This is a genomic window from Streptomyces sp. ALI-76-A (genome assembly GCF_030287445.1).
In the GTDB taxonomy this organism is placed as follows: Bacteria; Actinomycetota; Actinomycetes; order Streptomycetales; family Streptomycetaceae; genus Streptomyces.
Map to the genome: position 1 here is coordinate 2,286,465 of NZ_JASVWB010000002.1, position 12,804 is coordinate 2,299,268.

General features: G+C 73.3%; 10 protein-coding genes. 2 read left to right on the forward strand and 8 right to left on the reverse strand.

The annotated features are described in order from the left end of the window. Positions 1 to 8: 8 nt before the first annotated feature. On the reverse strand, positions 9 to 458 hold the full coding sequence (locus QQS16_RS11245) for a GNAT family N-acetyltransferase (RefSeq protein WP_286061485.1): 450 nt from the start codon (positions 456 to 458) through the stop codon (positions 9 to 11). 200 nt (positions 459 to 658) lie between these two features. On the opposite strand from QQS16_RS11245, the gene QQS16_RS11250 reads away from it, so the two are divergent. Beyond that, positions 659 to 1,693, forward strand: a complete 1,035-nt coding sequence (locus QQS16_RS11250) for a lytic polysaccharide monooxygenase auxiliary activity family 9 protein (RefSeq protein WP_286061486.1) — start codon at positions 659 to 661, stop codon at positions 1,691 to 1,693. Between the two features lie 208 nt (positions 1,694 to 1,901). Here QQS16_RS11250 and QQS16_RS11255 read toward each other — a convergent pair whose 3' ends face one another. Next, entirely contained in the window at positions 1,902 to 2,348 is a 447-nt protein-coding gene (locus QQS16_RS11255; protein ID WP_286061487.1) for a MarR family winged helix-turn-helix transcriptional regulator, read from the reverse strand. 105 nt (positions 2,349 to 2,453) lie between these two features. Between QQS16_RS11255 and QQS16_RS11260 the strand changes: the two genes are divergently transcribed. Continuing rightward, entirely contained in the window at positions 2,454 to 2,828 is a 375-nt protein-coding gene (locus QQS16_RS11260) for a cupin domain-containing protein (RefSeq protein WP_286061488.1), read from the forward strand. Positions 2,829 to 2,851: 23 nt separating this feature from the next. On the opposite strand, the gene QQS16_RS11265 is transcribed toward QQS16_RS11260, so the two are convergent. The 6 genes from QQS16_RS11265 to QQS16_RS11290 all read right to left on the reverse strand — a co-directional run bounded on the left by QQS16_RS11265 (position 2,852) and on the right by QQS16_RS11290 (position 12,518). Beyond that, positions 2,852 to 3,820, reverse strand: a complete 969-nt coding sequence (locus QQS16_RS11265; RefSeq protein ID WP_286061489.1) for a DNA polymerase Y family protein — start codon at positions 3,818 to 3,820, stop codon at positions 2,852 to 2,854. Beyond that, positions 3,817 to 7,392 carry a DNA polymerase III subunit alpha gene (locus QQS16_RS11270; protein ID WP_286061490.1) on the reverse strand — a complete coding sequence of 1,192 codons (3,576 nt, stop codon included), beginning with the start codon at positions 7,390 to 7,392 and terminating at the stop codon, positions 3,817 to 3,819. Before QQS16_RS11270 ends, QQS16_RS11265 begins: the two co-directional genes overlap by 4 nt. A gap of 384 nt (positions 7,393 to 7,776) precedes the next feature. Further along, positions 7,777 to 8,859: a S1 family peptidase gene (locus QQS16_RS11275; RefSeq protein WP_286061491.1), complete on the reverse strand. Its 1,083-nt coding sequence runs from the start codon at positions 8,857 to 8,859 to the stop codon at positions 7,777 to 7,779. A gap of 219 nt (positions 8,860 to 9,078) precedes the next feature. Then, on the reverse strand, positions 9,079 to 9,429 hold the full coding sequence (locus tag QQS16_RS11280; protein WP_502963778.1) for a hypothetical protein: 351 nt from the start codon (positions 9,427 to 9,429) through the stop codon (positions 9,079 to 9,081). A 142-nt stretch (positions 9,430 to 9,571) separates the two neighbouring features. After that, the gene (locus QQS16_RS11285) at positions 9,572 to 10,477 is read right to left on the reverse strand and encodes a S1 family peptidase (RefSeq protein ID WP_286061492.1); all 906 of its coding nucleotides are present in this window, start codon (positions 10,475 to 10,477) and stop codon (positions 9,572 to 9,574) included. Between the two features lie 847 nt (positions 10,478 to 11,324). Further along, positions 11,325 to 12,518: a DUF5685 family protein gene (locus QQS16_RS11290; RefSeq protein WP_286061493.1), complete on the reverse strand. Its 1,194-nt coding sequence runs from the start codon at positions 12,516 to 12,518 to the stop codon at positions 11,325 to 11,327. Between the last annotated feature and the right edge of the window lie 286 nt (positions 12,519 to 12,804).

The window sequence follows — 12,804 nt, forward strand, 5'->3', positions numbered from 1 at the left end:
GAGCTCCCTCAGTCCAGCCGCTTGCGGTAGTGCACACGGTCGTACGGCCCGTCCGCGCGCCGGTTGACGACCTCGTAGCCGAACTTCCGGTAGATCTCCTGGTTCTCCCGCATCAGGGCGTGGGTGTGGAGCCTGACCTCCGGAAGACGCAGCGCACGCGCGCGTGCCTCCACGAAACGCAGCAGCCGTCCCCCCACACCCGTGCCGTGCGCGTCGGGGTGGACGGCGACGCTGTCGAGGTACAGGTGGTCCTCGTACGCCTCGATCACCACCAGGCCCGTCACCGGCTCCCCCGTCACGAACACCTTCCCCTCGGCCACGTTCGCCGCGTGGTCCGCCTCCATGGGCCGCGGCACCACCCCGATGCGCGCGATGTAGGGGTGGTACGCCGCGTCGGTCACGCTCTTCACGGCCGGTACGTCCGCCGTCACGGCGGGCCGGATCTCGTCGCCTGTCATGGCGGGCACCGTATCCGTCCCGCCGATGCGCGGTGCGGACCTGAGCCCTCGGTTAGCGCTCCCTTAAGGGCACCATAAGGATCTTCCTCACCCGCCTCCAGCAGGCGTTCTCGCGGTCGTCAGGGGCTAGCTTGCTGCTCGTCCCCCCACGGGTTCCGGTCCATGAACCTGAACCGAGCGACCGTTCCGAGGAGTTCCGCATGCCCGTACGCCGCAGGGTCGCCACCGTCGCCGCCGTCGGCATCACGCCGCTCGCCCTGGCCGTCCTGGCCGCCGCGCCCGCGTCCGCGCACGGTTCGCTGGGTGATCCGGTCAGCCGGGTCGCGCAGTGCTACGCGGAGGGTCCGGAGAGCCCCTCCTCCGCCGCGTGCGGGGCCGCGGTCGCGGCCGGCGGGACCCAGGCGCTGTACGACTGGAACGGCGTACGCATCGGCGACGCGAACGGGCGGCACCGGACGCTGATCCCGGACGGCAGGCTGTGCAGCGCCGGCAACGACGCGTTCAAGGGGCTCGACCTGGCCCGCGCCGACTGGCCCGCGACCACCGTGAGCGCCGGGCCGTACACCTTCGCGTACCGCGTGACGGCCCCGCACAAGGGCACCTTCACGGTGTACGCCACCAAGCCCGGGTACGACCCGGCGCGGCCTCTGGCCTGGGACGACCTGGACCTGGAGAACCCGGTGGCGACGGCCACCGACCCGGTCGCGGCGGGCGGACGCTACACGTTCTCCGGGACCCTCCCCGAGCGCGCCGGCCGGCACCTGCTGTACGCGGTCTGGCAGCGCTCGGACAGCCCGGAGGCGTTCTACTCCTGCTCGGACGTCGACTTCGGCGGCGGTTCCGGCACCGCCGGCGCGGGCGGTGGCGGCACCCCGGCCCCCAGCGCCTCCGCGCCCTCCGAGCAGCAGATCGAGGACGGTGCCGACAAGTCGACGATCGAACACCACGGTCACGGCGACCAGGACGCCGGCACGTCGGCCGAACCGGAAGCGGCAGCGGACCCGAGGGCGGCCCAGGCAGCGGACCCGGCAGCCGATCCGGTCGCGGGGACCGCGGACCCCGTACCCGACGAGCCGAAGGCGGCCGGTGTCTCCGCGAACCTCGCCGAGACCGGCGGCGACGACAGCACGCCGTACCTGGCCATGGGCGGGGCGGCCGCGCTGGCGCTCGGCTCGGCGGCCCTGTTCGCGTCGGTCCGCCGGCGCACGGTGGACGGCGGCCGGCCCGGTCGCTAGTGCCGCGGCAGGCAACGTTTGCCCGTCAAGGAGCGGCGTCCGGTGCGTGCTCTCGGCGTGCCGGCCGGAAGCCCTCGTACTGGATGTACTCGGGCTTTCGGCCGGTGCGGCGAGAGGGCGTGCCGGGCGTCGCGACGGGGCGAACGTCGCCTGCCACGGCACTAGTGCCGGGCGGGGTCTGTCCGGCGGCTCAGGCCGGACAGACCCCTCACCAACTGGGCCGCAGGGGACCGGAAGGGGCGATGCGCCCCAGTCGCTCGCGCAGCGCGCGCACCTCGCCCTCGCCGAGCAGCCCGGTCCAGGCGCCGACGGCCTCCGCCGCCGCCTCCTCCGCCGCCCGGGTGCAGGCCCACCCCGAGTCGGTCAGCACGACCAGCCGGGCCCGCGCGTCCTCGGGGTGCGGCCGGCGCTCGGCGTACCCCTTGCGCACGATCTCGTCGACGAGCTGGCTGGCGGCCTGCTTGCTCACCCCGAGGTGGGCCGCGAGGTCGGTGACGGTCGCCCCGTCCGGGGCGAGCCGGGCGAACGCGAACCCGTGCGCGGGCCTGAGGTCCGCGAAGCCACGGGCGACGACCCCCTCGTGGATGCGCTGCGTGAGGTCACCGGCGACGGCGAGCAGGGTGGCGGCCAGGGCCATGGCGTCGGAGTTCTGCACGGACGCATTGAAACACCCTTGACGGTTCGGTCAAGCAGCTTGACTATGGAGGCAGGCAAGTAGTCAAGCTGCTTGACCATTTACCACTGACCCACTGGAGGTCCCGTGCCCGTCATCCGCTCCTCCGAGGCCGTCGTCCACGAGATCCACGGCGCCCGCTTCGTCTCGTACGCCACTCCCCGCACCGGCAGCAAGGAGCTGTGCGCCTGGCGGGGCGAGATCCCGGCCGGCACGAAGGCGCCCGCGCACACGGTCGACCGGGAGGAGATCTTCCATGTGCTCAGCGGCGAACTGCTGATGACCCTCGACGGCCGCACCCACCGCGTCGGCGCGGGCGACACCGTGATCATCAACCCCGGTGCCACGCTCGCCGTCGAGAACCCCACGAGCGAGGTCGCCACCTCCTGGGTGACCACCTCCATCGGCCTGACGGCGGAGCTCGCCGACGGCACCCGCATCACGCCGCCCTGGGCCGGCTGACCCCCGGGGCGTGCGGCCGGACCTCACGCCGCCAGCGTCCCCGGCATCACCGCCCGCGGCCCGAACTTCGCTCGCGCGCGGTCCGCGACCTCCTCGATACGGCGGAGCTTCTCCTCCACCGGGTCGAAGGCGAGCTGGTAGGAGGCCTGTTCGGCGGGGGCGAGGGCCTCGGCGCGCAGCGCGAGGGAACGGACCCGGGCGCGCTGGAGGCCGAGCGCCGCGTACATGCCGTAGGCCGCCCTGGTCAGCGCCGCCGAGTGCGCGGTCGGCTCCTTGAGGGTGCGGGTGCGGGTGGTCGAGGAGCGGTCGGCGTAGCGGACGGTGAGGGTCAGGCTGCCGCAGACCTTGTCCAGGGCGCGCAGCCGGGCGCCCAGTTCCTCGGCGGCCGAGAGCAGGGCGCGCCGGTGCCGGTCGGCGTCCAGCTCGTCGCGGTCGAAGGGGCGTTCGGCGGCCAGCGACCGGGAGACGGCGTTCGGTACGACCCGGCCGCGGTCGAGGCCGCCCGCCTTCTCGCGCACCTCGCGGCCGGTCCTCGCGCCGACCAGACGCTGGAGCGTGGACAGCGGCGCGGCGGCGACCAGACCGAGGGTGTCGAGGCCGTACTCGCCCAGGGTGCGGGCGGTCGCGGCGCCGACGCCGGGAAGCGCGGCGACGGGCTTGCCGGCGAGGAACGCGGCGACGGCGTCCTCGGGCACCGCGCAGGTCACCCCGGGTCCGGCGTCCCGCAGCGCGATGCGGGCCAGCATCGGACCCGGCCCGGCGCCGATCACGCAGTCGACGCCGTACCGGGCGAGCGCCCGGACCCGGATCACCGACGCCAGTTCCACCGCGGTGCGCCCGAAGTAGCGTTCGGCGCCCCGCAGGTCGGCGAGCGCCGCGTCCGGCGGCAACGCCTCGACGACGGGCGTGAACTCCTCGAGCAACCCGAGCAGATCCGGCAGGGCCGCCTCGCGCGTCGGCGGCAGCTGGAAACGTACGCAGAGGATGGTCATCCCGCACTCCCCGGACTCTGGTGCCACAACTTCCTTGTCTTCGCGGGGTCTTCGCCCGCCGGGCGCAGATCCGCCCACGGATGCATCTCGTAACCGGTCGGCATCCGGATGCTGCGTCCGCGGGCGACCTCCATCGGATCCCGCGCCGCGGACCCGGTCGGCGCCGGCCGTCCGTCCGCCCCGGCGATCCGGGCCCGGTGCGGGCCGCCGTCGTCTCCGTCCGGGGCCTGCGCCTCTCGCCGTCCGTCCGGCGCCGGCTCGGGACGGGCCAGTCGGGCCGCGACCGCGTCCACCCCGCCCCCGGCGCGCAGTTCGACCAGTTCGGCGAGGTTCCAGACGGCGGCGCCGACCACGCTGAGGCTGCGCGGGCCGCGCCGCTGCACCACCCCGCGCACCAGCAGCAGCCAGGAGTGGAAGACGGTGTGGGCGCAGGTGTCGTGCGAGTCGTCGAAGAAGGCCAGGTCGACCAGGCCCGTGCCGTCGTCCAGGGTGGTGAAGACGACCCGCCTGCCGGACCGGATCGGCGGGGTCTGGGTGGCCGCCTTGGCGCCCGCCACCAGCACGGTCTCTCCGTGCCGCGCCTCGCGCAGCCGCCGCGCCGACACCACGCCGAGCTCGTCGAGGAACGCCCGGTGGTCGTCCATCAGGTTGCGCGAGGCGTCCATGGACAGCACCCCCAGCTCGGCGCTCAGCCGCTCCGCCGAGGACAGGTCGGGCAGCCCGGCCGGGGCCGTCTTCCGCCCGCCCGCCAGCGGGAGTTGGTCTCCGCCGGCACCCGAACCCCGGGTACCCCGGTGCAGTTCGGTCACGTGCAGTTGCAGATCACGCCGGTTGGCGCCGAACGCGTCCAGGGCGCCCACCTGGGCGAGCCGCCCGGCGAGGGGCCGGCTCGGGCGCGCCCGCTCCCAGAAGTCGACCAGCGAGGCGTATGGCTGCCCGTCCGCGATCCGTGCCGCCTCGGCCTCGCTGATGCCGTGCACGTCGGAGAGGGCGAGACGCAGCCCCCACGCCTTCCCGGACTTCCCGGACTCCTCAGATTCAGACACCAGTTCGATCCTGTGTGCGACCCCCGACTCGTTCACGTCCAGCGGCAGGATCGGCACCCCGCGCCGCCGCGCGTCCGCCAGCAGCAGCCGCTTCGGGTACATCCCGGGGTCGTGGGTGAGCAGCCCCGCGTAGAAGGCGGCCGGGTGGTGCGCCTTCAGCCACGCCGACTGGTACGTCGGCACGGCGAAGGCGACCGCGTGCGCCTTGCAGAAGCCGTAGGACCCGAAGGCCTCGACGATCTCCCAGGTGCGCTGAATCGTTTCTGCGTCATAGCCGTTCGCCGCCGCGTGCTGCGCGAACCAGAACCGGATCCGCCCCTGCGACTCCGGGTCGGACAGCCCGCGCCGCACTCGGTCCGCCTCGCCGCGCCCGCAGCCGGTCATGATGTCCACGATGTCGATGATCTGCTCGTGGAAGACGACGACTCCGTACGTATCCCTTAGCGGTCCCTCCAGATCGGGGTGCGGGTACCGCACGGGTGCCCGCCCGTGCCGGGCCTCGATGAACGGCCGCACCATGTCGGCGGCGACCGGACCGGGCCGGAACAGTGAGATGTCGACGACCAGGTCGTGGAAGCCGGCCGGCTGCAACCGCCCGACCAGGTCCCGCTGTCCCGGCGACTCGATCTGGAAGCAGCCGAGCGTCTCGGTGGACCGGATGAGCCGATACGTCGCCGGGTCGCCGGGCGGCACGGAGTCCAGGTCGATCCGGTCCCCCGTCACCCGCTCCACCTCGGCGACCGCGTGCGCCATCGCCGACTGCATCCGCACGCCCAGCACATCGAGCTTGAGCAGCCCGAGCTCCTCCACGTCGTCCTTGTCGAACTGGGACATGGGCAGCCCCTCGCCGCTGGTCGGCATCACCGGCGTACGGGAGAGGAGGGAGGCGTCGGACAGGAGCACCCCGCAGGGGTGCATGGCGACTCCGCGCGGAAGGGCGTCGAGCGCCTCGACCAGCTCCCAGAGCCTGCCGTACCGCTCCCTCTCGCCCGCCAGCTGCCTGAGTTCGGGCAGTTCGTCGAGCGCCGCGCGGGCGTCGCGGGCGCGGATGTGCGGGAAGGACTTGGCGATGCGGTCGATGTCGGCCGGGTCCATGGACAGGGCCGCGCCGACGTCCCGGATCGCGTGGCGCACCCGGTACGTCTCCGGCATCGCGACCGTCGCGACCCGCTCGGTGCCGAACCGGCCGATGATCGCGCGGTAGACCTCCAGCCGGCGGGCCGACTCCACGTCGATGTCGATGTCGGGCAGGACGGTCCGCTCCCTGGACAGGAAGCGCTCCATCAGCAGCCCGTGCTCCACCGGGTCGGCGTGCGCGATGCCGAGCAGATGGTTGACGAGGGAACCGGCGCCGGAGCCGCGCGCGGCCACCCGGATACCCATCCTCCGTACGTCGTCCACCACCTGGGCGACCGTCAGGAAGTAGGAGGCGAAGCCGTGGTGGGCGATGATGTCCAGCTCCCGGTGCATCCGCTCCCAGTACGCGCGCCTGCCGGTGTACCCCCGCAGCACCATGCCCGCCGCCGCCCGGGAGGCCAGCGCCCGCTGCGCCGTGCGGCGGCCCGCGCCGACGAGGTGCGGCTCGGGGAAGTGGACGGTGCCGATGCCGAGGTCGTCCTCCGGGTCCACCAGGCACTCGGCGGCGGCGGCCCGCGTCTGTTCCAGCAGACGGTGGGCGGTGTCCCGTCGGAAGCCCGCGGCCTCGACGATCCGCTCGGCCGCCTGGAGCATGATGCCCGGGTCCTTGAGCCAGGCCTCGCCGGAGTCCAGTTCCCTGGCCGGGTCGACGGGGACGAGACGGCGGGCGGCGTCCAGGACGTCGGCGACCGGGCCGAGGCCGGGGTCGGCGTAGCGGACGGCGTTGCTGAGCACGGGCCGGATCCCCTGCTCGGCCGCGAAGCCGACGGTACGGGCGGCCAGGCGCAGGGAACCGGGGCCGGTGCCCGTGCGGCCGTGCCACACGGCTTCGAGGCGCAGGGCGTCGCCGTAGGTCTCCCGCCAGGGGGCGAGCAGCTTGGCGGCGCGGTCGGGGCGCCCCGCGGCGAGGGCGCGGCCGACGTCGGAGGCGGGGCCGAGCAGGACGGTCAGGCCGTCTCCCCTGTTGTCGGCCCAGGGCAGCAGCGGCGTGCCCTGTCCCGCGTGCGACGCCGTGACGATCCGGCACAGGTCGGCCCAGCCGCGGGCGCCGTCCCGGGCGAGGAAGGTGACGCGGGGTGTCGACTCGTCGATGAAGGCGCCGCCGCGCACGGGGGTGCGGTGCCTTTCCCGCCGTACGGAGGTGTCCCCTCGTACGGAATCGCCCCGCGGGGACTCCTCCACCGCCAGGTCCACTCCGAAGAGCGGACGGACGCCCGCCTTCGCGCAGGCCTTGGCGAAGCGGACCGTGCCGGCGAGGGTGTCGCGGTCGGTGAGGGCGAGGGCGTCCATGCCCCGCTCCGAGGCGCGCTCGGCCAGCCGCTCCGGGTGCGAGGCGCCGTACCGCAGGGAGAACCCGGAGACGGTGTTCAGATGCGTGAAGCCCGGCACCACACACCTCCCGCACTGAGCCCCGGCCAGGCTCTCGAACACTTGTTCCCAGCTACCTCACCCCCACCATAGACCAATTCTCGAATACGTGTACGACATCCGCTCGGCCCCGTCCCACCTGCACAAATGCTCCACGGCCCGGACCGTGAGGCAGGACGCAGACCACCGGCGCCGGCACCGCGGGGAGCCACTCCCCCGGCCTTTCCCGCCCAGGTGAAGGACGCCGTCGCCCCGCGGGCCACGCTGCCGGCCGTCGGCGTGGCCGCCCCTCCTCCGCACGCGAGCGTCCCGCCCCTCGGGCGAGGGGCGGGACGTCACCGGGCGGCCGGCGGGACCGCGGCCGCCGTACCGCCGCGCGACCGGCGGACCACCGCGGTGTGGCCGTCAGCCGATCTGGGCGCCGAAGACCGAGAGCGCCTCGGTGACCGGCTGGAAGAAGGTCTCGCCGCCCGAGGCGCAGTCGCCGCTGCCGCCGGAGGTGAGGCCGATCGCGGTGCTGCCGGAGAAGAGCGAGCCGCCGCTGTCGCCGGGCTCGGCGCAGACGTCGGTCCGGATCAGGCCGTTGACGATGTCGCCGTTGCCGTAGTTCACGGTGGCGTCCAGGCCGGTGACCGTGCCGCTGTGCACCTGGGTCGTGGAGCCGCTGCGGGTGACCCGCATGCCGACGGTGGCCGCGGCCGCCTGGGTGATCTGCTGCGTGGAGCCGTTGTAGAGGTTCACCTCGCTCGGGTGGTCCACGCTGCCGGTGTACTTGACCAGGCCGTAGTCGTTGCCGGGGAAGCTCGACTCCTCGTTCTGGCCGATGACGGTGCCGCCGGCGTCCGACCAGGTGGAGACGGACTCGGTGCAGTGTCCGGCGGTGAGGAAGTACGGCTCGCCGCCCTTGACCACGTTGAAGCCCAGCGAGCAGCGCCCGCCACCGCCGGTGATGGCGTCACCGCCCGCGACGAGGGGCTTGTACTCCCCCGTGGTGCGCCGGAGTTCGGCCGTGGCGCCGAGTCCGTCGACGACCTCGGTCAGCCTGGCCCATTCGGCGTCGGAGACCGTGCGGTCGGCGGTGACGACGACCTTGTTGGTCGTCGGGTCGGTCACCCAGGCGGTGCCGGGGATGCTCGCGTCCTGCTTCAGCGTGCCGTGGGCGCTCCTCAGCTCGGCGAGGGAGTTCCCGACGAGTCTGGCCTCGGCGCCGGCCGCCTCGACCGTCTTCGCCGCGCTCTCGTCGAGCACGTTGACCACGAGGCTCCTGGTCTTCGCGTCGTAGAACGTTCCCGCCGCGTCGGCGCCGAGGTCCTGACCGAGTGTCGAGGCGAGCTTTCCGGCCGCCAGGGCCGACAGCGGCGCGGGGTCGGAACTCTTCGGCGCCTCACTGGCGTTCGCGGACTGGAAGGTGACTCCCATGGCGACCAGTGCGGCGACGCCCGCACCTGCCACGGCGGCCCGCCGCCCGGGTATGCGTCGGTGCTTCAACTCGCGTCCTCCTGTGGGGGGTCGGTCCGGGCGATTGTGGGGACCGCGCGGACCGGAAGGCTGGTTGACGAGCCGCCCACTCTTCCGAATCCCACCGAGGGCGCACAAGGTCGACTTCAGGACGCGCGTAGAACGCGGTTGCGCGCCCCCTCCGGTTTTTGACGGTCCACGGTCACCCCAGGCGTTCGCGCCGCAAACACTACGCGCGAGTAACTCCACTCAGCCCGTGAGGACTAGTCCTGTCTTGAAATCGACCATCGCCCGGTGGAGTTCGCGTGGTGTTCGACGGGCGGACGTTGCTCTCGCACCGGTTGCTGCGCCACGAACGGGGCCCTGCGGGACCTGCTGAGGCGCCGTCGGCATCCGCTGGTGCGCCTTCTCCAGGAACCGCAGCAGTTCCACCGGGAACAACAGCACCAGCGTCGAGTCCTTCTCGGCGCCCACCGCCACCACCGTCCGGAGCAGCCGCGGTCGCGGCGCGGCGGGCCGGCCGGACATCTCCTTCGCGGCCTCGGCCGGCTGCGTCGACGCCAGGAGATCGGCGTCCGCGTCGATGACCCGGGCCCGCACTGCCGGTCGGCCTCGCCTGGCGGGCCATGGAACGTCCCGGACCCGGACAAGGGGGAGCCCCCGCACATCAGGCGTGTGCGGGGGCTCCCCTGCCGCCGGCTGCGGGACGGGCCGTGCGCAGGCCCGGACGTGCGGCCGGGGCCTAGTAGACGCTGACGCCGTAGGCGCTGAGGGCCTCCGTGACGGGCTGGAAGAACGTCGTTCCGCCGGAGGAGCAGTTGCCGCTGCCGCCGGAGGTCAGGCCGTACGCGGTGCCGTTGCTGCCGTAGAGCGGACCGCCGGAGTCGCCGGGCTCGGCGCAGACCGTGGTCTGGATCAGACCGGAGACGATGTCGCCGCCACCGTAGTTGACGGTCGCGTTGAGGGCGGTGACCCGGCCGCTGTGCGTACCGGTGGTGGAACCGTCGCGGATGACGGTGGTGCCCACGGCGGGCGTGGCCGCGCGGGTGATGTCCACCCCGTTGGCGGTGCCGGGCCGCGAGACGGACCCGCTGTAGCGCACGATGCCGTAGTCGTTGCCCGGGAAGCTGGAACCCGTGGTCGAACCGATGACCGTGGTGCGCCCGGAGTTGGAGTACCACGTGCCCGCGCCGTCGGTGCAGTGACCGGCGGTCAGGAAGTACTGGGTGCCGCTGCTGTTCTGGACGTTGAAGCCGAGGGAGCAGCGCCAGCTACTCGCATAGATGGCGTCGCCGCCCTGGATCAGCTTGCTGAACGTGCCGGGGGTGCGCTTGATCGTGAGCGCGTCGGCGTTGCCGCCCGCCTGCTGCTTGATCTTCGCGATCTCGGCTTCGGAGACCGTGCTGTCGACCGTGACGAGGACACGGTTGGTCTTGCTGTCGACGGCCCAGGCGGTGCCCGGGACGTCGGCCTTGAGCACCGAACTGTTCACGCTCTTGAGCTCGGAGGCACTGAACGTGGTGGGGGTGTCTGCCGCGTTGGCGCTGGGGATGGCGACAGCGGCGGCGGCCACGAGGCCGGTGGAAACGGCGATCAGCCGGGTCCGTCTCGAAATGCCGCTGCGGGGGGTGGTGCGCTTGATCCTCACTTTTCGTTCCTCCACATGGGAAGTAGGGGGCCCTCGTGGGGTTTGGGCCCGTGAGGCGCAGCCAGGGAACCGATTGCCCGGATTCCGGACACGTCGTGACCCTGACAAGCGCTGAGGGGGAGTATTCGGCCGAACGGACGGTCGGCGCAAGGGCGCCTTTCGGCCGTCAACCTTTGAACCGACTGTGCGGAGGATCGGTCCCTTCCGGCCGGTCGTCGACCCGGCGCACCTCCCGGCCCGGCGCCACGAGGGCCAGGTGGTACCCGGTGGCGGTAGCGGTGGCGGCAAGGGGAGAGGAGGTGGCCGGCGGCCGCCACGCCGTCGGTGGCGCACGGCGGTTGCCGGACCGTCGTGCGGCCCTCGGCGTCCGGCACGACGGGCCGCGGGGACCGGAACCGGCGACCCCGGTCCCCCTCCCGCGGCATCGCCGGCAAGAGCCCCACCCCGAGCCCGTCGCCCGGACCGCACGGCGAGCAGCGCCCGGCACCGGACGGCGGCGCCCAGAACCTGCGGTCAGGGTCTGGCGCTCCTCCACCACGGCTGGCGCTCCCCGCCACGGCGCACCGGTCGGCAGGCCGGGCACGAGTGCTCCGAGGCGTGTCGATGCGACCGCCCGCGCCGAGCCGTCACCCACCAGCCGGGCGTGACCCTTCCGAACCGGGGACGCCGGGCTCCGGTATCACGACGTCACGGATCCCACCGCCGGTCACGGACCCGGACGGAGACGCAGACGGAGACGGAGCCCCAGACGCAGACGCAGACGCAGACGCAGACAAGGAACCTCGCGGACCCCGGGGCGCCGCTCCGCACGGCGCTCTACCGGCCGCGAGCCCTTGACCCCGCGGAGTCAGCAGTTGCACCCGCAGTCACACCCGTCGCATCCGCAATCGCACCCGTCGCCACAGCACTTCCCGCAGCAGTCGCAGCAGGAGCAGCAGTCGCCGCAGCCGCCGCAGTCCGCGGTGGCGCACGGTCCCTGCCGGCGCTCCCGGCTCCACGGGTCCTCGAACTCCCCGCAGCACATCTGGCACGTACAGGCCAGCCCCAGCCACACCGCGCACCCGGCGAGCAGCCCGCGCCGGTCACGGCGCGGCGGCTCCGGGGGCAGCGGGGCGCCCGGACCGCCGGGCGGGGCGTACGGCCCGGACGGCGACGCGCCGGACAGCGTGGGCCCGTGCGCACAGGAGGCGGTGCCGAAGGCCCGGTCCACGGAGATGCGCAGTTCGTGGACGAACAGCCGGTGCGCGAGCTTCGCGTCCGTGAACGCGGCCTCCCGCAGCGCCAGCCGGATCCCGTGCACGGCGTCATCGGCGAGCCGCCGGGCTTCCGTCAGGGACGTCCCGGTCGCGGCGAGCGGGTTCCAGGCACCCGACGCGGCGTCAGCCTCCCTGTCCTCCACGGCGTCCAGAAGATGCGCGAGCCGGCCGAAGAGACGGCCGGCCTCGGCGAGCGGCTCGGCGTTGCCGGGACGCCCGGCCAGGACCGCGGTGTGCGCGAAGGCCGCCGCGGTCGCGGTCTCGGTCGGTTCGGTCACCGTCAGCAGGGGCGTGCCGGGCCCGGCGAGCGCCTCGATGCCGACCTGGCGGTCCACGGCGTCGACGAGTACGGCGGTGTCGAACCCGACGCCCGAACCGGTCCGCTCACCGGCCCGGCCCCAGCTCGTCGCGACCCGGCGGGCGGCGAGCGCCACCGGCCCGCGGGCCAGCAGCCCGTCCCCGTCGGCGACATGGTCGCGCACCTTGGCCGAGGCCAGCACCAGCGAGACGGCCGCCGCGAGCCGGGCCCCCTCACCCTGCGCGACGGAGGCGGTACGCATCCCCCGCAGGGGGCAGGGGCCCGCCGTACGCCGCCCCTGCCCGTCCCGTTCGGCCTGAGCCTCCGTCAGAACGGATATCAGCAGCCCGTCGTAGTTCGTCACGACCCGCGCGAACTGTCCGTGGTCCTTGCGCAGCGCGAGACACAGCCCGCACAAATGCGCCATCCACTGGTCTTTGAGGCTCTCACCGAGCCGATGACGGCACGGTCTGACGATTCCGAACACGATGATCCCCCCGGCGGTGCGTACGCGTTGAACTGCGCTGAGCTGCGGCAGCGTACCCGCTCCGCATTCACCCGTACGCACCGGCCATCACCCGTACGCCGTGAAGAATCATATTTCACTCACAGTCAGCAGCCGTTTGCGCAACGACCCTTGGGACACAAGGACTCTCGACGGATTCGCTGTGCACCAGTACCGTCACAAACCCCCCGCGCGGCGTCTATCCACTTGGCGCACCGTCCGCATCATGGATGACCATAGGGATGCGGAAAGCATGAAAGACCGCTGT